The sequence below is a fragment of the Salinivibrio sp. KP-1 genome (assembly GCF_000968645.1).
Taxonomy (GTDB): domain Bacteria; phylum Pseudomonadota; class Gammaproteobacteria; order Enterobacterales; family Vibrionaceae; genus Salinivibrio; species Salinivibrio siamensis.
Window position 1 is genome coordinate 943,249 of record NZ_LAQR01000001.1, and the last position, 22,392, is coordinate 965,640.

The window sequence follows — 22,392 nt, forward strand, 5'->3', positions numbered from 1 at the left end:
AATGGCTGCCTGTTTTTATTGCGGCAAAACCTGCGTTACACCCGATACACTTTGACATTCTCAAAGCCCATATCTTTAAGATACAGCGCCTGCAAGCGACTCATCACGCCTCGCTCGCAATAGAGCAAATAGGTTTTCGTTTGGTCAAGGTCGCCAAACTGGGTCGCCAGTTTAAAGAAGGGAATATGCACGACATCGACGCCTTCAAGCTCAAGAGGCTTATCTTCTTGCTCTTCACGGCTGCGAATATCAAGCACTACCGCGCCGTTCTCTACCTCATTAACCAGCTCCGCTTCCGGCGCTTTTTCTTGGCTCAATGCTTCGATATCACGGATATCCATCACAGTGGCGTTATCAACCACTTGTTCTAGCAAGCTAAAATCAAATTTGGTTTCTTCGTGTTCCAGCTTAGCTTTTTCGGCTTTCACCGTTGGCTTTTTGGAAATCACGCCACAATACTCAGGCATGGTCTTGGCGAAATCTTCCGTACCAATTTTACGCGCCGTTTGAATAATGTCTTCTTTGTCCCAATTAATCAGTGGACGCAAAATCAAGCTATCGGTGACATTATCAATCATGCGAAGGTTGGTCAGTGTTTGGCTCGACACCTGTCCTAACGCCTCACCGGTCACCAGTGCCTGAATACCAAACCGTTTGGCCACCATGGCCGCCGCACGCATAAACATACGCTTAAGCACCACGCCCATTTGCGCGTTATCGATATTTTCCAGGATGTTGTTAACAACTGGCTCAAAATCAATCGAAATAAACTTCACTTTGGCCGACGAGCCAAATTTATTCCATAGGTAATGAGACACCTGCTGCACACCCGTTTCATGCGATTTTCCGCCTAGATTAAAGAAACAGTAGTGCACTTTACTGCCGCGTTTAATGTGCAAATAACTGGAAACGCCTGAATCGAATCCGCCAGAGATCAAGCTCAATACATCTTCCTGTGTACCGAGCGGAAAGCCCCCCAAGCCTGCGTGACGATGTTTCACTACGTTGAGCTTGTCGTGGTCCACTTCCATCATCACGGTGATATCCGGTTTTTTCAGTTGCACGCTGGCCGACGGGACGGCTTGGTTTAATCCGCCACCGACATAGCGCTCAAGATCGATAGAGGTAAAGTCATGCTGCCCACGACGCTTAGCGCGCACACAAAAGGTTTTGCCTTCGATTTGATGACGTACGCCCGCCAAAGTGAGCTCATAGATATGATGTAAATCGTTAAACAGGGTTTGCTCAACCTCAAGCACGGTTTGCACGCCTGGTGTGTTGGTCAGCACATCCAAAACCAATTGGCGCTCGTTAGGTTGTTTTAACGTCACCTCAATGTGATCCCGACGGTTATATACCGCCGTATTATCAGTCCGACGCTTTAAAATATTACGAATATTGCACTCGAGGATTTTTGTAAAACGCTTTCTGACTGACTCACTTTTGACGATCACCTCAGGGTGAATTTTAACGATAAACTTCATAACCGGTTCGATACAGCTGGAAACAAGGCCGCGGATTATACAATAACCAGGCTGCCGCTGAAACCGGGTATTTTTGCGTCGCTAAAAAGTGGGAGTGACCGGTGATAACTTGCCTTATCAGACAGTCAGTTATCACCGGGATAGGCCGCTAGGGGGCATTGGGAGCCGCGTTCTCGGTAGAGATTTCATCCGAATAGGTGGGTTTTCCTTGGATCACAGCAATTTCCACGCGTCGGTTAGATGCACGGTTTTCCGGTGAGTTGTTCGGGGCACGCGGCTTGGTATCCGCCAGGCCTTCCACTTTCATCCTTAAATGGTTAAAACCAGGCACTTTCTCCATCTCTTGTGCCACTGACACCGCACGCTGTGCGGAGAGATCCCAATTGGATCGGTACAGCTCTGACTCCAAAGGTGTGCTGTCGGTATGTCCTGAGACTTTTATTTCCCCCGGCACGTCTTTTACCAGTTGCGCGATTTGACGCACCATGGGGCGGAACTTAGGCTGCAGAAACGCCGAGTTTTGTGGAAACGCCCCTTTTTCGCGGATCCTTATCACCAACTGTTGCCCTAAATTCTCTACTTCAACCGCGCCTTCATCGATTTCGCGTTGCAACGCCTGCATCAACGCCTTTTGCAGCTGCTCAAGTTGCTGCTGCATTCGCTGCTGCTCCAATTGTGACGCCACTTGGGCGCTGGTGCCGCCTTCCTTATCTGATGTATTGCGTTGGGAGCCGCCCGACCGATCATCTTCGCCCTCTTGAAAGTCCAAGGTGCGCTGCGTCATATCAATGGTTTGCTGCATGATGACTTCAATCGGTGTCGGCTCTGGGCGTCCCGGACGGAACTCTTGGGCAATCACACTGGTTCCTTTGGGAATGTCTTTCACCTCAAGGACATTTTGTACCCCGAAAGCGAACTTCATCGAACCGGCAATTTGCTTAAACTTAAGCACATCCATCTCTGAAAATGACAACAGAAGGACGAAAAAGCACATAAGAAGCGACATCAAGTCCGCAAACGTCCCCATCCACGGCGGTAAGCCGGGAGGCGGACATTTACATTCCTCTTCTTCTTGTTGTTGTGCCATGAAGACTCCTTAATTGGCGATCGCTGAAGCCAAAACCTCAGTCCGATTAATTATCGACATCAACCTCACGCTTACCCTCATTGAGATAGTTTTTCAAAAAGCCATCAATGACACGCGGGTTTTGTCCATCTTGAATCGCAAGTAAGCCGTCCATAATCAAGCGTCGATTCAGTTTCTCTTGCTCCTTGCGCAAGGCAAGTTTATTGGCGATGGGGGTCGCCACCATGTTGGCCAACATCGCACCGTACATGGTGGTCAACAAAGCAACCGCCATTGCAGGGCCAATCGCCTTCGGATCATCCATGTTCGATAGCATGGCCACCAGCCCTATCAAGGTCCCTATCATCCCCATCGCTGGCGCCACATCAGCCAAGGCACTGTAAAAACCGATGCCATGATCGTGGCGCTCCTCGGTAAGGTTAATATCTTTGTGAAGCGTGGCGCGAACCACGTCGGCATCATGACCATCGACGAGCAAGTCCACGCCTTTTTGCATAAACGAGTTACTGACCTCCATCTCTTCGAGCGCGAGGAAGCCACCCTTACGGGCGGCGTCAGCCATCTCAATGATTTTGGCAATCAGATCCTCGGGGTCATCAGATTTGAACATGAACGCCTTGCCTGCAATTTTAAAACAGGCAAAAAACTGTCCTACGGTGTATTTGGTGAGAACAACAAATAAACTCCCGCCAATGACGATAAGCACCGATGGCACATCAAAATACATGTTCATGGTGCCGCCCAACAGCATCGCCATTATTACGAATGCGAACGAGCCGATAATGCCGATGAGCGTCGCTATATCCACGTCAGTCTCCCTTAAATTACATCAAGTCATTGTTTTTCATTTTTTAGGGTATTGATTATATCGGCAACCAACCCTATAGGTTTAGCGTAAATACGCCGATACCAACAAGGATAACATGCCTTTTACTACGGTGGCGCCAAGCACACAAAAACACGCCGAGTGGTTTGACCGCCCTTAACCACTGAGTTACCGTCTAGCCTCTCTTTTCTAATTTTATGGCATCATGGCTGTGAAGAAACCAGAAAATATGACCTTTGAGGACACGCTCAAAGAGTTAGATAGCATTGTCGGTGCGCTAGAGTCCGGCGAACTCCCCCTCGATACCGCGATGAAACGTTTTGAACGCGGCATTGCACTGACGCGTCAAGGACAAAAAACCCTTGCAGACGCAGAGCAACGCGTCGAGATCTTGCTTTCGCAAGAAGATGATGGGCCACTGACTGAGTTTTCTCCTCAAGACGATGATTAACACTGTTGTACACGATGCGCTGCGCGAAACGCAAACCCGAAGTAATCAACAACTCGAAGCGTGGCTTGATACCTTATCCTCTCAAGATCAACCGCTTATCCAGGCAATGCGCCATGGTTTGCTCTTGGGTGGTAAACGCATTCGCCCCTTTCTAACCTATGCCACGGGGCAGTTGTTTGGTGTGCCACTTGCGCAAATTGATACACCGGCTGTCGCCGTGGAGTGTATTCACGCCTACTCGTTGATTCATGATGATTTGCCTGCCATGGATAACGACAGCTTGCGACGCGGGCAGCCAACCTGTCATGTCGCCTTTGATGAAGCGACCGCGATTTTGGCCGGTGACGCGTTACAAACACTGGCCTTTACCGTGCTGGCTGAAGGCGAACTCAATCCAGCGGCCGAACCTTACCGTATACATATGGTGAAAACCTTGGCTACGGCCAGCGGTGCGGCGGGTATGTGCCTAGGACAATCATTGGATTTAGCCGCGGAGGGACGTGCTGTTGATCTTGAAGCACTCAAACGCATTCACCACAATAAAACCGGTGCATTGATCAAAGGGGCGGTGAGGCTCGGTGCTTATGCCGCTGGCGAGTCCGGCGTGCGCCATTTAAGTGCGCTTGATCGCTTTGCTGACGCCATCGGTCTCGCGTTTCAAGTTCAAGACGACATTTTGGACATTACCAGCGATACCCAAACACTGGGTAAGCCACAAGGGTCAGACGTAAACGCAGATAAAAGTACCTACCCGGCATTGCTGGGGCTGGCCGGTGCACAAGAAAAAGCCGAACAACTTTACCGAGAGGCACTACACGCCTTGGAGGCAATCCCCTACAATACCGAACAATTGGAAGTTTTTGCCCGATATATCATCGAGCGCAACAACTAGCATGATTAATAAAAGCGCCGAACCATTATGACACTGGATATATCAAAATACCCCACTCTCGCTCTTGCTGATACGCCGGAAGAGTTGCGTACCCTGCCACGCGATCATCTGCCGCAGCTTTGTGAAGAGTTACGTACCTATTTACTCAACACGGTCAGTCACTCAAGTGGCCACTTTGCCTCTGGGCTAGGTACCGTGGAGCTGACTGTGGCGCTGCACTATGTGTATAACACGCCCTTCGATCACCTCGTTTGGGACGTAGGACACCAAGCCTATCCGCACAAGATCCTGACTGGACGACGTGAGCGCATGCAAACTATCCGGAAAAAAGACGGTTTGCACCCCTTTCCGTGGCGCGGAGAAAGCCCCTACGATGTGCTGTCGGTTGGTCATTCCTCAACGTCCATCAGTGCCGCGCTCGGTATGGCCATTAGTGCGCAAAAAGAGGGGCAGAATCGACGTGTAGTCAGTGTGATAGGCGATGGCGCAATCACCGCTGGGATGGCATTTGAAGCCATGAACCATGCCGGCGATATCAAACCCGATATGCTCGTGGTACTCAACGACAACGAGATGTCCATTTCTGAAAACGTCGGCGCGCTGAATAATCACTTTGCCCAACTCCTCTCTGGCAATGTCTATACCAGTATTCGTGAAGGCGGTAAGAAAGTATTGTCGGGCGCGCCACCAATTAAAGAGTTAGTGCGCCGCGCGGAAGAGCACCTTAAAGGCATGGTTGTCCCAGGCACCATGTTTGAAGAGCTGGGCTTTAACTACATTGGCCCAATTGATGGCCACGATGTCGAAGAGTTAGTCAAAACCCTCAAAAACATGCGCCATTTAAAAGGGCCGCAGTTTTTGCACGTCATGACCAAAAAAGGCAAAGGGTACGAGCCGGCGGAAAAAGATCCGATTGGGTACCATGCCGTGCCTAAGTTTGACCCCAGTGTACACACGCTGCCTAAATCCAAGCCAGCGAGCCCAACGTTTTCTAATGTGTTCGGCGACTGGCTATGTGATATGGCGGCGCAAGATGACAAGTTACTCGCGATTACGCCAGCCATGCGCGAAGGCTCCGGCATGGTGCGCTTTTCTAAAACGCATCCAGACAAATATTTTGATGTCGCCATTGCTGAGCAGCACTCAGTGACGCTGGCTGCAGGCATGGCAATCGGTACCTACCACCCTGTGGTGGCCATTTATTCGACCTTCCTACAGCGCGCCTATGATCAAGTCATTCACGATGTCGCGATCATGAATTTACCCGTGCTGTTTGCCATTGACCGTGGCGGGATTGTTGGCGCAGATGGCCAAACCCACCAAGGCGCTTTTGATTTAAGCTATTTACGCTGTGTCCCCAACTTGGTGGTGATGACGCCAAGTGATGAAAACGAGTGTCGCCAAATGCTGTATACCGGCCATATTCATAATGGACCAGCGGCGGTGCGCTATCCTCGCGGCAGTGGTATCGGTGCAGAGATTGAACAGAAGATGCAAGCGATGCCGATTGGCAAAGGCGTGATCAAACGTCGGGGAACACGGTTAGCCATCCTCAACTTTGGTACCTTATTGCCGCATGCTCAGGAAGCAGCAGACGAGCTGGATGCCACCTTGGTTGATATGCGCTTTGCCAAACCTTTAGATGAAGCGCTGCTACTCGACATGGCCAAGACGCATGACTGCCTGGTCACCGTGGAAGAAAATGCGATCGCAGGTGGTGCAGGCTCCGGGGTGATTGAAGCGATGATGCGCCATGGGGTTATCAAGCCTGTACGGCAAATCGGTTTACCCGATCGCTTTATCTCTCAAGGCACCCAACAAGAAGTGCACGCCGAGCTTGAGCTCGATGGCCCCGGCATTAAGGCTCAAATTCAGCGTTACTTGGCCACGTTGGCTGAATAGGGGCGTTGACTGCGTAGAGGCGTCGTTTTTGCACCACGAGTCAGGCGCTATCTTCTGGTATGAAAAAACCCGCTACCAATGAGCGGGTTTTTTTATGCTTCAGCGGACATTGACGCAGTGGCTTAGCCCGCTCACGCACGCTTACTTGGTACCAAAAATCTTATCACCGGCATCACCAAGCCCAGGTACAATGTACCCTTTGTCATCCAGCTTTTCATCGATAGCCGCCGTATAAAGCTCAATATCAGGATGCGCTTTTTTCAATGCCTCAATCCCTTCTGGGGCAGAGACCAATACCAAGACTTTGATCTGCTGACACCCCTGCTCTTTGAGCAAATCGATAGTCGCAATCATCGACCCCCCCGTGGCCAACATCGGATCCACAACCAAGGCCATGCGCTCGTCGATATTACTGGCTAGTTTATGAAAGTAAGGGACAGGCTCTAGGGTTTCTTCATCGCGATACACACCGACGACACTGATGCGCGCACCTGGGACATGCTCAAGCACCCCATCCATCATGCCCAAGCCTGCACGCAAAATAGGCACCACGGTGACTTTTTTGCCTTTGATTTGATCGACATTAACTGGGCCATCCCAGCCATCAATCGTTACTGTTTCTGTATCGAAGTCAGACGTCGCTTCATAAGTCAGCAGACTGCCCACTTCGGTCGCAAGCTCGCGAAACCGTTTGGTGCTAATATCTCGCTCGCGCATCAAGCCGATTTTATGTTTGACTAACGGGTGCCTTACTTCCACGACCTTCATCTTAGACTCCTTACAAAAAACAAATTCTCGGTAGTATACATGAAAGGTTTTTGCTAGCGTAGGCTTAGGGCTTGACATATCGCCCAGATTCTCGCCAAACAGCCTACGCAAACGTTTTCCTTTCTCTGAATCCACTGATAGAATAGCGCCGACTTTTGACTTCCAACTCCGGCGAGGAATTGCAGTGAGCGGTAAACAATCATCTCTTAGCTATAAGGACGCTGGTGTCGATATTGACGCTGGTAACGCACTAGTCGACCGCATTAAAGGGGTAGTAAAACAAACGCACCGGCCCGAAGTCATGGGAGGCCTAGGAGGCTTTGGCGCGCTTTGTTCATTGCCAACCAAATACAAAGAACCGGTATTGGTCTCTGGTACAGACGGCGTGGGTACCAAGCTGCGCTTAGCGCTGGATGCGAATAAACACGATACTATCGGCATCGATCTGGTTGCAATGTGCGTTAACGATCTGATCGTGCAAGGTGCTGAGCCTCTCTTTTTCCTCGACTACTATGCAACAGGCAAGTTGGATGTTGACGTCGCGGCGGACGTTGTGACGGGTATCGCCCAAGGCTGTCAGCAAGCAGGTTGCGCCCTTATCGGCGGCGAGACCGCGGAAATGCCTGGCATGTACAGCGGCGATGATTACGATGTGGCTGGTTTTTGTGTCGGTGTTGCCGAGAAGTCTGCCATCATTGATGGGAGCCAAGTCAGCGATGGCGACGCCTTGATTGGCCTTGCGTCTAGTGGCCCGCATTCAAACGGCTACTCGCTGATCCGAAAGATCCTCGAAGTCAGTCAAGCAAACCTGAGTGACGACCTAGAAGGCCAACCACTCATCGATCACTTGCTAGCCCCGACCCGCATTTACGTCAAATCGGTATTAGCCCTGCTTGAGCAAACGCCCATCCATGCGATTTCTCATATCACAGGTGGCGGCTTTTGGGAGAACATCCCCCGCGTATTGCCCGCTGGAACCAAGGCGGTGATCGACAACACCAGTTGGCAATGGCCGCCTGTATTTAACTGGTTGCAAGAAAAAGGCAACGTCAGTGACTATGAAATGCTACGCACCTTTAACTGTGGTGTGGGACTTGTGATTGCACTCCCTCAGGCTGAAGCTGACAAAGCGATTACCCTGTTAAATCAAGCGGGCGAAACCGCCTGGCAACTGGGCCATATTGCTCACGCGACGGGCGAAGACGCACAGGTGGAGCTGAAAGCATGAAGCGCATTGTCGTCTTGATTTCCGGCAGCGGTTCCAATTTGCAAGCATTGATTGATAACATTCACGCGCAGCACGCGAACATTGTCGCCGTGATTGCCAATAAAGCTGACGCCTATGGGCTCACGCGTGCCGAGCACGCCGGGATACCGGCTCAAGTGGTTGCCAACACCGATTATGCTAGCCGAGAAGAGTATGATGCGGCGCTTATTCGAGCGCTAGATGCCTATCAGCCCGACCTCGTCGTACTGGCGGGTTTTATGCGTATTTTAACCCCAGGTTTCGTTGCCCACTATGCGGGGCGAATGCTCAACATTCACCCCTCCCTGCTCCCCAAGTACACAGGACTGCATACCCACCAGCGTGCGATTGATGCTGGCGATACCGAGCATGGTACATCGGTGCATTTTGTCACTGAAGAGCTCGACGGTGGCCCCGTGATACTCCAAGCTCGTGTACCTATTTTTGAGGACGACGACGCAGAGTCTGTCGCCGCGCGCGTCCAACAACAAGAGCACAGGATCTACCCACTGGTGGTCAAGTGGTTTGTCGATGGCCGCCTGAAGATGATGGAAGATCACGCTTGGCTTGATGGTCAGGCACTCGGCCCCGCCGGCTATGCCGCAGACGCGTAGCCCGTATAGACACTAACAACATAAAATAAGGCGCATTCGCGCCTTTTTTATTCGCTAAGATACCGATGTGTGATTGGCGCAATACACCTCGCCAAAGTGAAACACACAATATTCCCCTTCAGCCATTTTATGCCAGCGCTCGTTGTTGGTAAGAGGTTGCGTGGCAATCACGGTCACCACATCGTTAGGCGTGGTTTGCTCATGAAAATCGACCGTCATCTCTTGGTCGATCAGGCTAGCTTTTCCAAACGGAGCGCGACGCGTGATCCAATGGAGGTTATTGGTACAATACGCCATGACATAGTCGCCATCGCTAAACAGCATGTTGTAGACACCCAACGCGCGCAGGCGATCACAGCGTGAAGCGATAAAGTCAAACACCTCACACATATTGTCTGGCTGTTGCGGATAGTGCTTAAACAACTCATTCAATAACCAACAAAACGCTTTCTCACTGTCCGTTTCCCCGACAGGCTTAAAGTGGCCAGTATCCAGGCTCTCAAACCCAGATAACTGCCCATTGTGAGCAAACGTCCAATAACGCCCCCAGATCTCACGAGTGAAAGGATGTGTGTTTTCTAAGCTGATCCCACCTCGATTTGCTTGGCGAATATGGCTAACCACCGCACAGCTTTTTATCGGATAACTGGTGACCAGCTCTGCGACCTTGGATTGGCTACTGGGTGCCGGATCTTTAAAGGTGCGAAACCCTTTGCCTTCATAAAAGGTGATCCCCCAGCCATCGCGATGCGGGCCCGTTTTACCGCCGCGCTGAATCAAGCCAGTAAAGCTAAAACAAATATCGGTTGGGACGTTGGCACTCATGCCAAGCAGCTCGCACATTCTTTCATCTACCTCCGCGGGGTTACGCTGCCATTTCCTTTTCCACTAGCTGGATAAGAATATGGATAATTTTGATATGGACTTCCTGAATACGATCCGCATAACCAAAGTGAGGCACACGGATTTCAATATCAGCGAGACCTGCCATTTTGCCGCCGTCTTTTCCCGTAAGCATAATGGTCTTCATGCCTTTTTGTTTGGCGACATCAATGGCATTGAGGATATTCCCCGAATTGCCCGATGTAGATAGCCCAAACAACACGTCGCCTTTCATGCCCACCGCCTCAAGATAACGCGAGAAAACATACTCGTAGCCAAAGTCATTCGACACGCACGAAATATGGCTTGGATCTGAAATGGCAATCGCGGGATAACCAGGACGGTTTTCTCGGTAGCGACCGGTCAATTCTTCAGCAAAATGCATGGCATCACAATGCGAGCCGCCATTGCCACAAGAGAGCACCTTGCCACTGGCCTTAAAACTATCGGCCAACAGTTTCGCGGCTTTCTCGATTTGCTGAATGTTATTGTCATCACTTAAAAACGCTGTTAACACATCGGCAGCTTCTGTCAGCTCACCGCGAATAATATCTTGGTACATGGCACCTTCCCACTGTTAACAAATATCTGACGTTCTCACCTGACAGGCATAACGTCACATGACTGCCAGTGTACCCGCATCGTTTTAGGGCTGTCGACTGCCGCGCCCTTCCGACAAGCGAGCCAGGTCACGTTTGCTTGAATGGCAACCTATCTTGCCAGTTGTCCTCATCCTCAAGTGGTGATTTTCTCACCTTGCAAGCTAGGTCACACCGTATCATTTTACAATTCGTTAATTATTTGCTTACATTGAGTGGTACGACCTCTTACCACGACAGTAAGGGCAAACCAAAACCTAAGGAGATGACGTGATGGCAACAGGGTTATATATCGCCGCCATGCTAATACTGGCCGGTGTACTCGCATACCATCGTGCTAAGCTGCTGGTATCGACTGCCGTGCTCGCAGCCGGACTAGTTGTAGGGACAATCATGGGCAGCGTCGGGGAGATCACTTGGTTGATCTTTGCCGTGATCGCATTGCCCCTCAATATCGTGACGTTTCGTCGCAACTGGCTCAGCAAGCCCGCTTTCAAAGCATTTAAATCCGTGATGCCAGAAATGTCAGCGACGGAAAAAGAAGCGATTGATGCGGGAACAGTCTGGTGGGAAGCCGATCTATTCCGCGGCGCGCCGGATTGGAACAAACTGCATGACATTCCCGCCCCGACGCTGAGTGCGGAAGAGCAAGCATTTTTAGATGGACCGGTCAACGAAGTCTGCCGCATGGTCGATGACTACCAAGTCACGCATGAACTCGCTGACCTGCCCGAGGATGTTTGGCAATATTTGAAAGACAACAAATTCTTCGCCATGATCATCAAAAAGCAATATGGTGGCTTGGAATTTTCTGCCTACGCGCAATCCTTGGTGCTGCAAAAATTGTCAGGCGTCTCTGGTGTGCTGTCATCCACCGTGGGGGTCCCTAACTCACTAGGCCCAGGTGAATTGCTCCAACATTACGGCACCACAGAGCAAAAAGACCATTACCTCCCTCGTTTGGCCCAAGGTAAAGAAATCCCTTGTTTTGCGTTGACCAGCCCAGAGGCGGGCTCTGATGCAGGCTCGATTCCTGATTATGGTGTGGTCACCAAAGGTATGTGGCAAGGTAAAGAAGTGCTGGGGATGAAAATCACCTGGAACAAACGTTATATTACCCTCGCCCCAGTTGCCACTGTGTTGGGTCTGGCGTTTAAGCTACGCGATCCTGAACACCTATTAGGCGATCAGGATGAACTTGGCATTACCTGTGCGTTGATCCCTACGGACCTCGAAGGGGTTGAGATTGGCCGTCGCCATTTCCCGCTTAACGTGCCTTTCCAAAACGGTCCAACTCAAGGCAACGACGTCTTCGTACCGATGGACTTTATTATTGGTGGCCAGAAAATGGCAGGCCAAGGCTGGCGTATGCTGATGGAGTGCCTGTCAATTGGTCGCGGCATTACCCTACCCTCCAATACCACGGGAGGACTAAAGTCAGCCGCCCTAGCAACAGGGGCTTACGCACGCATTCGCCGTCAGTTCAAACTCCCCATTGGTAAAATGGAAGGGATTGAAGAGCCTCTCGCGCGTATTGCTGGCAACGCCTACGTGATGGATGCCGCCAGCGCGCTGACGGTGACGGGTATCGATATCGGCGAGAAGCCCTCGGTCATTTCTGCCATCGTTAAATATCACTGTACCCACCGCAGTCAACAAGGTGTGATTGATGCGATGGATGTGGTAGGCGGTAAAGGCATCTGCCTGGGACCAAAAAACTTCCTGGGACGCAACTATCAAGGGTCGCCGATCGCCATCACGGTGGAAGGCGCTAACATCCTGACGCGTTCAATGATCATCTTCGGTCAAGGTGCGATTCGTTGCCATCCATTCGTGTTGGATGAGATTCGTGCCAGCGAAAATAGCGATCAGCAAGCCGCCCTCGCAGCGTTTGATAAGGCCTTATTTGGTCATGTTGGCTTTGTGTTTAGCAATGTTGCACGTGCTTTCTGGCTTGGTCTTACCGATGGTCGTTTGTCTAAAGCTCCCCGCAAAGACGCGACACGTCGTTATTACCAGCAGATGAATCGCTACAGTGCCGCGCTCGCGCTACTCGCCGATGTCTCTATGGCAGTATTAGGCGGCAACCTCAAGCGTAAAGAGCGCTTGTCAGCGCGCCTTGGCGATGTGCTGAGCCAGCTTTATCTTGCGTCAGCCACCATGAAACGCTATGCCGATGAAGGCTATCAGAAAGAGGATCTCCCTCTGGTGCATTGGGGCATGCAAGACGCCATGTACCAAGCTGAACAAGCACTGGATGGCTTTATCGCTAACTTCCCGAATCGAGTGGTTGCTGGCTTGGTGCGCGTACTGGTATTCCCGCTGGGTAAAGGACGCCGTCAGCCTGGCGATCGCCTCGATGGCAAACTGGCTGTCATTTTACAATCACCCAGTGCAACGCGTGATCGCCTCGGCCGAGGTCAGTACTTCGAGCCAGGTAATGCGATTGGTAATATTGAAAAGGCACTGCATGACATTTTGAATGCCGAGCCTATTCATAAAAAAGTGTGTGATGGCATCGGTGAGAAGCTGCCGTTTATGTTCCTCGACCAAGTCGCGGATAAAGGCTTGAGCGCCGGCGTAATTACCGAGCAAGAAGCTGCACTATTGCGAGAAGCCGAGCAAGGCCGCCTTGAAACGATCAATGTGGATGACTTTGACCCGTCAGAGCTGCCCGCCGCCTCGGTCAAGGAGAGCAAGATGCATAACGCGGCTTAACCGTATTTTCTTGCATCAATGGCGTAACGAAAAAAGAGAGGGCTTCCCTCTCTTTTTTATTGCCCGTATAGATGGGCTTACCCGCACCACAGTGCTAGTCGTTTTTATCCGGCCTATCCATGTCAAGCTCACTGGCTTGGTCGTCTCCGTCGCTGTCCAGTGGAGGGGCTTCCAGCTCTTGCGCCGCTTCAGCCAATTTGCGTGCTTTGCGTTTTCGCAAGACAAACCAAGTGGCGGCACCTATCAGCATCACCAGTAAATTACCTAATCCAATGATCAACAGGGAAGTGGTTCGTGCTTCTTCTCGCTCTCGTTGTTGGCGGCGCGCCTCCGCCGCTTCCATCATGGCTTTTTCACGCGCTTCACGCTCTGCTTCGGCTTCTTCCAGCGCCGCGTAATCGGTGACCGCAAAGGTTTGTTCTGGAAGAGGAAAAACCAAGGGTCGTCCCGATAACTGATCCGTCGCATACAAGGTTGTCCGCCATTTGTATTGTCCAGGTGTACTGGCATAAGGAATATCGAGCGTAATCGTTTGCTGCTCTTCCTCAGCGGTTGTTTGGTAGACCGTCGTTTTTCCTTCGGTATCGGTGAATTTGGCGTGAACAGACACGCTACCTGGCTCAATACTGGCCTGCTCGGACTCAACAACCAATTGATGCGGTTCGCCCTCTCCTTGGCTTTGTTTAAATGTGGCCATTAACGGTGTCGGGTAAACTAAGACTTGTTGCTCTAAAGTACGGAAAAAAATACCGTTACCCGAGGTCACGCGTGCGCGGTATTTTCCTGGCATGACGTTAATCGGCAAAGACACGGTGAAAACGCCGTCATTGGGTGCTTCATCAAGCCCCGAGCCGTCGTCACTAAATTGCCCTAATGCTTTGGGCTGTGGCCGCTGATCGGGATTAAGCGACTCCGGATCTTCGATGAACTCAGTAAAGTGTACGGTCAAATCGACACGCTCAATGAAGTCACGCAAGTTAAGGGGCTTATCGCCCAGCATGAGCTGTGCGGTAAACTTCACCGCCTCGCCTTGATAAAGACGACTGGGTAAGTCTTCAACCTGCATACGCAAGTCACTTAAAACACGGACTTTGTTGTCAGGGCTCACTCGGCCAATCGCTTGCCATGGTCCTGGCATGGGGTCGGTAATCGACACGATGTCCATGTCTGATTCTTGATGCCAGGATACTTTGTCTGGGTGGCGCCATGCATAATATTTGGTGCCGTCCGGGCGTACCAACACCACTGGCATGCTTGGCTTTTCTCGATAAATCACGAAGGCCGCACGTTCAATGGTTGGATCAACACGGAAGCGATTTTCCAGCAGACGAATTTCTTGCTCGTTAGCGTGTGCCAACAAGGGAAAACAAACACACACCGCCCACCATCGCTTCTTCATGCCTTCTCCTACTGCCGCCAAAGACAGCTACCGTTTTGCTCAATAAAGTCTAAACGCGCTTCGTGCGCACTCATTTCATCGGCCGATGCGGGAATAACCTTTAGCGATTTCTGACGCTTAACGGTTCTTGGTGCCATTGGACTCGCATTATCCGTCTCAGTACCCGCATTAAATGACAAGTTAGTTTGTCCCCCGGTCATTAATAGGTATACGTCAGCAAGGATCTCCGCATCCAACAAAGCGCCGTGAAGCGTTCGCCGAGAGTTATCAATACCGTAGCGATCGCACAACACATCAAGGTTGTTACGCTTTCCAGGGAAGATTTTCTTCGCCATCGCTAAGGTGTCTGTGATGGTGCAAAGCTCAGTGGTTTGCAGCGAGACACCTAGGTTTTTGAATTCATAATCCATAAACCCCACATCAAAGGGCGCGTTATGGGCGATCAGCTCCGCCCCTTGAATAAAATCAACAAAGGCTTGATGGATTTGCGCGTATCGCGGCTTGTCGGCCAAAAAGGCATCGGTGATACCGTGTACCGAAATCGCCTCAGGATCGATCGCGCGTGTAGGCTGAATGTAGGCATGAAAGTGCCGCCCCGTCAGCTTACGGTTGATAATCTCAACCGCACCGATTTCAATAATATTGTGGCCTTGGTAATGTGGCCCCCCTTCGCGGTTCATACCGGTGGTTTCGGTATCAAGCACAACGAGGCGATCGTAATTCGCTTTCATGGCAATAACTGTGTCAAACTTGGCTCAGATGAATAGCCAATAGTATCAAAGATGACCAAGCAGGTAGAAATTTTCACAGACGGTTCTTGTCTCGGCAACCCGGGGCCGGGCGGGTATGGTGTGGTGATGCGCTACAAACAACATGAAAAAACCTTGAGTGCCGGTTTCACCCTCACCACCAACAATCGCATGGAACTAATGGCGGCAATTGTCGGCTTAAATGCGCTTAATACAAGCTGTAACGTGGTTCTCACTACAGACAGCCAATACGTTCGACAAGGGATCACCCAATGGATCCATAATTGGAAAAAACGCCAATGGAAGACGGCGGATAAGAAACCGGTGAAAAATGCCGATTTATGGCAACAGCTTGATCAAGCGGCATCTAAGCACCAAATCACCTGGAACTGGGTGAAAGGCCACGCTGGACACCCGGAAAATGAGCGTTGTGACGAGCTCGCGCGCAACGCTGCCAACCACCCTACCGAGATCGATGAAGGCTATCAGCCTGCAGACTAATCCTATTTCTAGCCGCCGTTGGGAACAACGCCGCCCAGCGGTGAGACCGCTTGCTTGAGTTTCCAACGAGGCTTAATGGGTTTTAGTGGGTAGCTACGCTTACGCGCAATGATCAAATAAATGGACCCAAGCGCAGGTGTCACCATACTGGCGCTACTCTCTACCCAAGCATGGCGGGCACTGGGTCGATGAGTCGGCCACAGTCCCATCTGGTGCGCCTCAACCACCTCATAGTTCATGACACTCAACCAATCTTTAACGCGAAGAGGTGAAAACATCCGTCCCCCCCACGGAAGCCGTTGATGCCTGCCACGTAGCACTTTTTTTACGCCCAAAAAGCTTGCGGGGTTAACACCCGATATGATCAAGCAACCGTCATCAATCATCACACGATCAACCTCTCGTAATAAACGGTGCGGATCATCGCTATAATCAAGTTGGTGCGCTAATACACACGCATCAAAAGATTTCTCGATAAATGGCAAGGCATAATGTGTCGCGGTCACATTGCGCATTGGGTTATGTTGGTCGACACAGACTTGGTGTTGAATGTTACACTGTTCACTGACTAGCTCGCAGCTTAAGCCGCCCAATTTCAGCAAATGGTAGCCAAATAAGGTCGGCAACCATTCATCCAGCCGAGTTTGCAATTGGGTGCGCGCCCAATCACCGTAAGCAACTTGGTCCCACGTATAGGGATAGTCAAACTGATGTTCTATGCGCGCTGGTTTCATTGATTAAGGCTCATTCTATCGCTGGAGAACCCAATGCTTCATGTAAAAAGCATACCTGCATTTAACGATAATTACATATGGCTCATTATTAGTGAAGATAATCGCTGCGCCGTGGTCGATCCGGGTGAGGCAAGTCAGGTTATTGACTACCTCAAAGCGAATTCATTGACTTTATCGTGCATTCTTATCACACACCACCATTGGGATCACACCAATGGCATTGACGATCTTGTACGCTATGCCCCAAGCGCCAAAGTGATCGGCCCAGATGTTCACCCGATACCTCAACGTTCAATGGCGGTTGGTGACGGTGACCAAATTGATGTCTTTGACCATCGCTTTTTGGTCGTCGGTGTCGAAGGCCACACCGACGATCACATTGCATTTGTCGGCGATGGTAAGCTGTTCTGTGGCGATGCATTGTTTTCAGCCGGTTGTGGCCGTTTACTCGGTGGCACCGCTGAACAATCACTCAACTCATTGAAAAAACTGGCATCGCTCCCCATCGAAACCCAAGTGTATTGTGCCCATGAGTATACCGCCGCCAATGTCGCGTTTGCGCTGACTGTGGAGCCTGAAAACGATGCATTACATCTATACCGGGAAGAAGTGAACCGCTTACGCGCCCAAGGTAAGCAAACGCTCCCCAGTACCATAGAGCGAGAAAAGCGCATTAATCCATTTTTGCGCACTCAAGAGCCGACGGTCATTCAAGCGGTCGTAGGTCGCACCACTGCCGACGATGAGCTTGCCGTTTTCCGTGCGCTGCGTCAGTGGAAGGACGAATTTTGAGCTGAGTCTCTTGTCATCAATGAGGCCAGCCCCTATCATCATCGGCTATTTTGGACGAAGGTTTTATGCAATGAAGTACCGTTTTATTATATTGAGCACGCTGTTGCTGAGCGGCTGTCAGTCTATCGGCGACGCTCAAAATACGGATATCGCCTCCGAGGCACCGCCCGTTGTCGCAAAAGAAACAACGCGCTCGCCTGATAAAGCCACAGAGACGCCCAAGAAAGCCACCCCCGCGACGCCTACGGTACTTTCCCCGCAAAAACAGAGTGATGTGTGGCAACGCATCAGTATGCAGCTTTCGCTTCCAGTACCTGATAACGCCTCGGTGCGCCGTTATCGTAATTGGTACTTAAAGTACCCTAATCACCTTGCCACGGTCGCTGAGCGCGCCACGCCATTTTTGCACCTGATCGTAGAGAAAGTCGAAGCACGCAACATGCCACTCGAGCTGGCATTGCTTCCAGTCGTAGAAAGCTCGTTTGATCAATTTGCTTACTCGCATGGCCGGGCTGCTGGCCTTTGGCAATTTGTCCCAGCAACCGGCCGCCGTTTTGGCCTGGAACAAAATTGGTGGTACGACGGCCGACGTGATGTGGTGCAATCAACCGATGCAGCGCTCGATTACCTCGAGTACTTGCATGGCATGTTTGATGGTAATTGGTTACACGCAATCGCTGCATATAACTCCGGCGAGGGACGCGTGGCTCGTGCTATTCATCGCAACAAGCAACGCGGCCAACCCACCGATTTTTGGCATTTGGATCTCCCCAAAGAAACCAGCAGTTATGTGCCTAAGCTGATTGCACTTGGCGATGTACTACGCCATCAAGATCAATATGGCTTAGAGGTCCCTGCGATCCCTAACCAGCCAGCACTGACCTTGGTCGATCCTAAGATGCAAATGGATCTCGCTCTCGCGGCTAACTATGCCGGTTTAAGTGTTTCTGAGCTACAAAGCCTTAACCCTGCGTATAACCATTGGGCAACGTCACCATCAGGCCCCACCCACTTATTGTTGCCCAACGAAAATGTGGAACGCTTTAATACTGAGTTGGCTAAAAATGACAACCAAGGGCTTCGTGTGGAACGTTATGCGGTGAAGTCAGGTGATAGCCTGAGTGAAATCGCGGCTGAGTACAACACCACCGTCAAAGTATTAAAACGTGCTAACCAACTCCACTCCTCACGTATTCGCGTGGGTCAGCGCCTGATGATCCCTGTTTCGCTGAAAGATGAATCACAATATACGCTAAGCGCACCACAGCGCCTCGCAGCATTGCAAGCGGCGGAGCGAGACGGCCACAAGCGCACCCACACAGTTCGCCAAGGCGACAGCTTTTGGACAATCGCCCGTCGTTATAACGTTGATTATCGTCAGCTCGCTAAGTGGAACGGCATGAGTCCTCGCGACACCCTCAGCATTGGCCAGAAGTTGGTCGTTTGGGATAAAGAGGGGGATGCACGTCGCATCCGCACGATTACCTACCGAATTCGACAAGGTGATTCGTTGAGCAGTATTGCACAACGCTACAATGTATCAGTCGCCGAGCTGGTTAAATGGAACCAGTTACGCCAAAACGCGTATATCCAACCAGGTCAAAAGCTAACACTGCATATCGACATTTCTCGGAGTAGCGGCTCATGATGCAAGCTTCAGCCAATCCATTGTTCGCCTTAAGAGACATCGTCCTTCGTCCCAGTGCGTGCTTTGCTGCATTAAGCCAGCGCCCGGTATGGGGTTGGTTGGCTTATTTGCTCATGTGCCTAAGCGCTATTGCATTTTGGAGTGCTTATTTTGATCACACCAACCTTGCCGCGCTTCAGCAAGCACTCGCGCAACAATTATCGATGCCACCTGCAGACGCTGAAAAGTGGTTACAACGTGAAACACTTCTTGCCTCTGAAGTGCTCGGAGATTGGTTTGGCCGAGCGGCGGTCATTTTTGCCTTGGCATTGTGGTTTCGGTTAGCCACCAAACAAGAAGCCCCTAACTTTGGCTATCGTCACTGGCTCGCGGCTTCTTGCTTTATCTTTTTGCCCGCCGTCGTAGGCGATTTAGCAAGCTATACCAATATGACTTTATCATCCGGTTTTATTTTGCCGGCTCATGCGGACTTAAATAGTCTTAATGGCTTGCTAAAATTGCCGCTCGCCTCCTCATGGAGTGCATGGGCAGCAAGCTTACCACTACTGCTCCCGTGGTACTGGGTATTAAGCATTACGGTTATCGGCACTTGGACACCTCTCAATCATGGCAAAGCGATTGTCGTCGCTACCCTGCCTTGGGTTGCCGTTTTTGCCAGTTGGGCCATCGTTATAGCACTAAGCTAGGAAAGTTCAGCGAGGGGGCTCCCCTCGTTGCCTCTATCCTGTCACTTTCAGTTGTGCCTCTATCGCTGCGTGATCGGAGGCACCATTATCTATCGCACTTGCCTTTTCTACCGATAACCCACGGTAGAAAACATGATCCAACGGCAACCCAAATTTAGTCATTCGCTCATCGGGGTGATAACTCATTTCTTGTAATGACAAGCGCGTAACCATCGCTCTCACCGCGTCTAACCGCCGTTGAGACCAAGTATTAAAATCACCGGCTAAAATAATAGGCCCTTCGACACGCGCCAAAGCTTGCTCCAATGCCGCCAACTGTTTCTTATAAGCGGCCATTGCATAAGTAAAGTTAATGCTATGAATATTCACCACCGCAAGGCGCTGTCCATTGGAGAGCTGGTACTCACTATACAAAGCACTTTTAGGAAGGCGCAGGTAAGGCTCGACCGCAGTATACGCACAACTGTGCAAAGGGTTCACTTTGGAAAGGTTCATCACCCCTGCAACAGCATCTTGCATCGCAAACGCATAAGCTTGGTCATAGTGCAATGATGCTTGCGTGATCCAACGCGCCAATTGTGGACCAAAGCTTGCCTCTTGCAACAACATCAAACGGTGAGGTTGATGATACTGGTTTAACGCCGTGTCCCACTGAGGGCGCTGCTGTTTATAGATATTCCACACCAACAAAGAAAAACGGCCTTGTTCGTCAAGCGGCGAAGAATGTGTGTAATCAACGCACTGGCGATGTATACCAGACACTGTATGGAGCTGGGTGCTGTCAGGCACGGTGAAGTAGCCATTGACACCAATCACCGCAGCAGGGACAAAAATAGCACTGCCCCATGCCACTACCTTGCCAATACGTTTTTTCATTGCTTGATCACCACCATAACGCTTGCCAGTGTGAGTATAGGTTGTTACTAGAATGGGCGCCGATTTTGCGATCATGAAGGCTGAAATACAAGTGGTTGCACTGACTTATTACTTGCTGCTTGCTTCAACTCAGAGATAGGATAGAAAAGAAATAATAACAAAGTGCATTCATGGAGCGACGCCTATGCTTAACAACCTCTTCGTATACGGAACCCTGTGTCCAGAAGGCACAAATCACCATGTGCTCGCGGACGTCCATGGTCAGTGGTTCCCTGCGAGTATACAAGCAATACGCACCGACCGTGGTTGGGGATCGGCCTCAGGTTATCCCGGCATTGAGCTCAGCGATTCTGTCAATGATCGCGTTGAGGGTTGGCTTTTAAAAGCAGAGGACTTATCCCATTTTCTACCTAAACTTGATGCATTTGAGGGGTCGGGGTATCAGAGAGTGATTGTGGAAGTCGAATATCACAGTGAGAGCCGAACAGAGTCAATGCATACCACGGCATTTGCTTATGAGCTTTGTTTCAGTCACCAGCCCGATGCAACAGGTCCAAGCCAATTTGTGGCCAAAAACTATTAGAAGACTTGTTTGAATAGATCAAAAAAAAGCACTGACGGATGTCAGTGCTTTTCGAGTGGCAGGGGTAGAGGGATTCGAACCCCCAACACGCGGATTTGGAATCCGCTGCTCTGCCAATTGGAGCTATACCCCTATAAGTAGTGGCGGAGTGGACGGGACTCGAACCCGCGACCCCCGGCGTGACAGGCCGGTATTCTAACCAACTGAACTACCACTCCGCACCAATTCTGTCTCATCAAAGTCTTACGCATATCAGCTTTGATGCTTAAATTGCGAGCTATGCGCAGTGAGTTTTGAAGCGAGACGCACAGTGTATGCCAATACATGAGCATCGCAGCTATCAAAAATCGCAAGCAATAGGCGCAATTTATAATCAAAGCCTGGCGATGTCCTACTCTCACATGGGGAGACCCCACACTACCATCGGCGCTGCTTCGTTTCACTACTGAGTTCGGCATGGAGTCAGGTGGGTCCAAAGCGCTATGGTCGCCAAGCAAAATTTTGTCTGGAACAAAATTTAACGCACTTCAGTGCGGCCCGTCAGGGTCAAATACAAGGATGTATTTGATAAATTCGTTCCTAAATCTAGAAAGCTGTTCGTTCTCGCCACAATCAACTGGCTTTATTCGAGTCCAACCCAAAACCTCTTGGGTGTTGTATGGTTAAGCCTCACGGGCAATTAGTACAGGTTAGCTCAACGCCTCACAGCGCTTACACACCCTGCCTATCAACGTTCTAGTCTAGAACAACCCTTTAGAGAGCTCGAAGCTCTAGGGATGACTCATCTCGGGGCCAGCTTCGCGCTTAGATGCTTTCAGCGCTTATCTGTGCCGAACTTAGCTACCGGGCAATGCGTCTGGCGACACAACCCGAACACCAGCGGTTCGTCCACTCCGGTCCTCTCGTACTAGGAGCAGCTCCCCTCAATCATCCAACGCCCACGGCAGATAGGGAC

21 protein-coding genes, 2 tRNA genes and 2 rRNA genes are annotated in these 22,392 nt (G+C 50.8%); 11 read left to right on the forward strand and 14 right to left on the reverse strand.

Annotated elements, in window-relative coordinates; translation table 11 throughout:
* Window positions 1–35 precede the first annotated feature (35 nt).
* The 3 genes from thiI to pomA all read right to left on the reverse strand — a co-directional run bounded on the left by thiI (window position 36) and on the right by pomA (window position 3,379).
* Complete coding sequence (gene thiI / locus WN56_RS04300; protein WP_046073763.1) at window positions 36–1,484, reverse strand: tRNA uracil 4-sulfurtransferase ThiI; 1,449 nt, start codon at window positions 1,482–1,484, stop codon at window positions 36–38.
* Between the two features lie 148 nt (window positions 1,485–1,632).
* Complete coding sequence (locus tag WN56_RS04305) at window positions 1,633–2,571, reverse strand: flagellar motor protein MotB (protein WP_046073764.1); 939 nt, start codon at window positions 2,569–2,571, stop codon at window positions 1,633–1,635.
* Window positions 2,572–2,617: 46 nt separating this feature from the next.
* Complete coding sequence (gene pomA, locus WN56_RS04310) at window positions 2,618–3,379, reverse strand: flagellar motor protein PomA (protein WP_046073765.1); 762 nt, start codon at window positions 3,377–3,379, stop codon at window positions 2,618–2,620.
* A 223-nt stretch (window positions 3,380–3,602) separates the two neighbouring features.
* Here pomA and xseB point away from each other — a divergent pair, with 223 nt between their 5' ends.
* From xseB to dxs, 3 genes are read left to right on the forward strand one after another with little or no spacing between them, the layout of a single operon-like run.
* On the forward strand, window positions 3,603–3,848 hold the full coding sequence (gene xseB, locus WN56_RS04315) for an exodeoxyribonuclease VII small subunit (protein ID WP_046073766.1): 246 nt from the start codon (window positions 3,603–3,605) through the stop codon (window positions 3,846–3,848).
* Window positions 3,841–4,740 (forward strand): (2E,6E)-farnesyl diphosphate synthase, encoded by a 900-nt coding sequence (gene ispA, locus WN56_RS04320; RefSeq protein ID WP_046073767.1) that lies wholly within the window; start codon window positions 3,841–3,843, stop codon window positions 4,738–4,740. The genes xseB and ispA overlap by 8 nt, the downstream gene beginning before the upstream one ends.
* A gap of 27 nt (window positions 4,741–4,767) precedes the next feature.
* Entirely contained in the window at window positions 4,768–6,642 is a 1,875-nt protein-coding gene (gene dxs / locus WN56_RS04325) for a 1-deoxy-D-xylulose-5-phosphate synthase (protein WP_046073768.1), read from the forward strand.
* Between the two features lie 141 nt (window positions 6,643–6,783).
* Here the strand turns inward: dxs and upp are convergent, their stop codons facing one another.
* The gene (gene upp / locus WN56_RS04330) at window positions 6,784–7,410 is read right to left on the reverse strand and encodes a uracil phosphoribosyltransferase (protein WP_046073769.1); all 627 of its coding nucleotides are present in this window, start codon (window positions 7,408–7,410) and stop codon (window positions 6,784–6,786) included.
* A 184-nt stretch (window positions 7,411–7,594) separates the two neighbouring features.
* Here upp and purM point away from each other — a divergent pair, with 184 nt between their 5' ends.
* A complete protein-coding gene (gene purM / locus WN56_RS04335; RefSeq protein ID WP_046073770.1) occupies window positions 7,595–8,638 on the forward strand; it encodes a phosphoribosylformylglycinamidine cyclo-ligase in 1,044 nt (347 codons plus the stop codon).
* The gene (purN, locus tag WN56_RS04340) at window positions 8,635–9,270 is read left to right on the forward strand and encodes a phosphoribosylglycinamide formyltransferase (protein WP_046073771.1); all 636 of its coding nucleotides are present in this window, start codon (window positions 8,635–8,637) and stop codon (window positions 9,268–9,270) included. Before purM ends, purN begins: the two co-directional genes overlap by 4 nt.
* A gap of 54 nt (window positions 9,271–9,324) precedes the next feature.
* Here the strand turns inward: purN and WN56_RS04345 are convergent, their stop codons facing one another.
* Entirely contained in the window at window positions 9,325–10,113 is a 789-nt protein-coding gene (locus tag WN56_RS04345) for a class II glutamine amidotransferase (RefSeq protein WP_046073772.1), read from the reverse strand.
* 22 nt (window positions 10,114–10,135) lie between these two features.
* Window positions 10,136–10,714: a D-sedoheptulose 7-phosphate isomerase gene (lpcA, locus tag WN56_RS04350; protein ID WP_046073773.1), complete on the reverse strand. Its 579-nt coding sequence runs from the start codon at window positions 10,712–10,714 to the stop codon at window positions 10,136–10,138.
* A gap of 310 nt (window positions 10,715–11,024) precedes the next feature.
* On the opposite strand from lpcA, the gene fadE reads away from it, so the two are divergent.
* Window positions 11,025–13,469: an acyl-CoA dehydrogenase FadE gene (gene fadE / locus WN56_RS04355; RefSeq protein ID WP_046073774.1), complete on the forward strand. Its 2,445-nt coding sequence runs from the start codon at window positions 11,025–11,027 to the stop codon at window positions 13,467–13,469.
* Window positions 13,470–13,563: 94 nt separating this feature from the next.
* Here fadE and WN56_RS04360 read toward each other — a convergent pair whose 3' ends face one another.
* Together WN56_RS04360 and dnaQ are read right to left on the reverse strand one after the other, a co-directional pair.
* Window positions 13,564–14,868 (reverse strand): TIGR03503 family protein, encoded by a 1,305-nt coding sequence (locus tag WN56_RS04360; RefSeq protein ID WP_046073775.1) that lies wholly within the window; start codon window positions 14,866–14,868, stop codon window positions 13,564–13,566.
* Between the two features lie 8 nt (window positions 14,869–14,876).
* Window positions 14,877–15,599, reverse strand: a complete 723-nt coding sequence (dnaQ, locus tag WN56_RS04365) for a DNA polymerase III subunit epsilon (RefSeq protein WP_046073776.1) — start codon at window positions 15,597–15,599, stop codon at window positions 14,877–14,879.
* A gap of 51 nt (window positions 15,600–15,650) precedes the next feature.
* On the opposite strand from dnaQ, the gene rnhA reads away from it, so the two are divergent.
* Window positions 15,651–16,118 (forward strand): ribonuclease HI, encoded by a 468-nt coding sequence (rnhA, locus tag WN56_RS04370; RefSeq protein WP_046073777.1) that lies wholly within the window; start codon window positions 15,651–15,653, stop codon window positions 16,116–16,118.
* An 8-nt stretch (window positions 16,119–16,126) separates the two neighbouring features.
* On the opposite strand, the gene WN56_RS04375 is transcribed toward rnhA, so the two are convergent.
* The gene (locus WN56_RS04375; RefSeq protein WP_046073778.1) at window positions 16,127–16,852 is read right to left on the reverse strand and encodes a methyltransferase domain-containing protein; all 726 of its coding nucleotides are present in this window, start codon (window positions 16,850–16,852) and stop codon (window positions 16,127–16,129) included.
* Between the two features lie 33 nt (window positions 16,853–16,885).
* Here WN56_RS04375 and gloB point away from each other — a divergent pair, with 33 nt between their 5' ends.
* The 3 genes from gloB (at window position 16,886) to WN56_RS04390 (ending at window position 19,978) form a co-directional block, all read left to right on the forward strand.
* The gene (gene gloB / locus WN56_RS04380; protein ID WP_046073779.1) at window positions 16,886–17,644 is read left to right on the forward strand and encodes a hydroxyacylglutathione hydrolase; all 759 of its coding nucleotides are present in this window, start codon (window positions 16,886–16,888) and stop codon (window positions 17,642–17,644) included.
* A gap of 70 nt (window positions 17,645–17,714) precedes the next feature.
* Window positions 17,715–19,292: a LysM peptidoglycan-binding domain-containing protein gene (locus WN56_RS04385; protein ID WP_046073780.1), complete on the forward strand. Its 1,578-nt coding sequence runs from the start codon at window positions 17,715–17,717 to the stop codon at window positions 19,290–19,292.
* A complete protein-coding gene (locus tag WN56_RS04390) occupies window positions 19,289–19,978 on the forward strand; it encodes a YIP1 family protein (protein ID WP_338012964.1) in 690 nt (229 codons plus the stop codon). The genes WN56_RS04385 and WN56_RS04390 overlap by 4 nt, the downstream gene beginning before the upstream one ends.
* Window positions 19,979–20,011: 33 nt before the next feature.
* Here the strand turns inward: WN56_RS04390 and WN56_RS04395 are convergent, their stop codons facing one another.
* A complete protein-coding gene (locus WN56_RS04395) occupies window positions 20,012–20,854 on the reverse strand; it encodes an endonuclease/exonuclease/phosphatase family protein (protein WP_046073781.1) in 843 nt (280 codons plus the stop codon).
* A 184-nt stretch (window positions 20,855–21,038) separates the two neighbouring features.
* On the opposite strand from WN56_RS04395, the gene WN56_RS04400 reads away from it, so the two are divergent.
* A complete protein-coding gene (locus WN56_RS04400) occupies window positions 21,039–21,437 on the forward strand; it encodes a gamma-glutamylcyclotransferase family protein (RefSeq protein ID WP_046073782.1) in 399 nt (132 codons plus the stop codon).
* A 56-nt stretch (window positions 21,438–21,493) separates the two neighbouring features.
* Here WN56_RS04400 and WN56_RS04405 read toward each other — a convergent pair.
* The 4 genes from WN56_RS04405 to WN56_RS04420 form a co-directional block, all read right to left on the reverse strand.
* Window positions 21,494–21,570, reverse strand: a tRNA-Trp gene (locus tag WN56_RS04405).
* Window positions 21,571–21,578: 8 nt separating this feature from the next.
* Window positions 21,579–21,655 (reverse strand) — tRNA-Asp (locus tag WN56_RS04410).
* Window positions 21,656–21,815: 160 nt separating this feature from the next.
* Window positions 21,816–21,931: ribosomal RNA gene (gene rrf, locus WN56_RS04415) — 5S ribosomal RNA — on the reverse strand.
* A gap of 164 nt (window positions 21,932–22,095) precedes the next feature.
* Window positions 22,096–22,392 (reverse strand): 23S ribosomal RNA (locus WN56_RS04420); the annotation flags it as partial.

Coding starts and splice junctions, on each gene's coding strand:
- dxs (WP_046073768.1), top strand. CDS start 4,768: ATGACACTGGATATATCAAAATACCCCACTCTCGCTCTTGCTGATACG.
- dnaQ (WP_046073776.1), bottom strand. CDS start 15,599: ATGAAAGCGAATTACGATCGCCTCGTTGTGCTTGATACCGAAACCACC.
- xseB (WP_046073766.1), top strand. CDS start 3,603: ATGGCTGTGAAGAAACCAGAAAATATGACCTTTGAGGACACGCTCAAA.
- WN56_RS04375 (WP_046073778.1), bottom strand. CDS start 16,852: ATGAAACCAGCGCGCATAGAACATCAGTTTGACTATCCCTATACGTGG.
- upp (WP_046073769.1), bottom strand. CDS start 7,410: ATGAAGGTCGTGGAAGTAAGGCACCCGTTAGTCAAACATAAAATCGGC.
- WN56_RS04400 (WP_046073782.1), top strand. CDS start 21,039: ATGCTTAACAACCTCTTCGTATACGGAACCCTGTGTCCAGAAGGCACA.
- WN56_RS04395 (WP_046073781.1), bottom strand. CDS start 20,854: ATGAAAAAACGTATTGGCAAGGTAGTGGCATGGGGCAGTGCTATTTTT.
- WN56_RS04345 (WP_046073772.1), bottom strand. CDS start 10,113: ATGTGCGAGCTGCTTGGCATGAGTGCCAACGTCCCAACCGATATTTGT.
- lpcA (WP_046073773.1), bottom strand. CDS start 10,714: ATGTACCAAGATATTATTCGCGGTGAGCTGACAGAAGCTGCCGATGTG.
- thiI (WP_046073763.1), bottom strand. CDS start 1,484: ATGAAGTTTATCGTTAAAATTCACCCTGAGGTGATCGTCAAAAGTGAG.
- purN (WP_046073771.1), top strand. CDS start 8,635: ATGAAGCGCATTGTCGTCTTGATTTCCGGCAGCGGTTCCAATTTGCAA.
- fadE (WP_046073774.1), top strand. CDS start 11,025: ATGGCAACAGGGTTATATATCGCCGCCATGCTAATACTGGCCGGTGTA.
- gloB (WP_046073779.1), top strand. CDS start 16,886: ATGCTTCATGTAAAAAGCATACCTGCATTTAACGATAATTACATATGG.
- ispA (WP_046073767.1), top strand. CDS start 3,841: ATGATTAACACTGTTGTACACGATGCGCTGCGCGAAACGCAAACCCGA.
- rnhA (WP_046073777.1), top strand. CDS start 15,651: ATGACCAAGCAGGTAGAAATTTTCACAGACGGTTCTTGTCTCGGCAAC.
- WN56_RS04385 (WP_046073780.1), top strand. CDS start 17,715: ATGAAGTACCGTTTTATTATATTGAGCACGCTGTTGCTGAGCGGCTGT.
- WN56_RS04360 (WP_046073775.1), bottom strand. CDS start 14,868: ATGAAGAAGCGATGGTGGGCGGTGTGTGTTTGTTTTCCCTTGTTGGCA.
- WN56_RS04390 (WP_338012964.1), top strand. CDS start 19,289: ATGATGCAAGCTTCAGCCAATCCATTGTTCGCCTTAAGAGACATCGTC.
- WN56_RS04305 (WP_046073764.1), bottom strand. CDS start 2,571: ATGGCACAACAACAAGAAGAAGAGGAATGTAAATGTCCGCCTCCCGGC.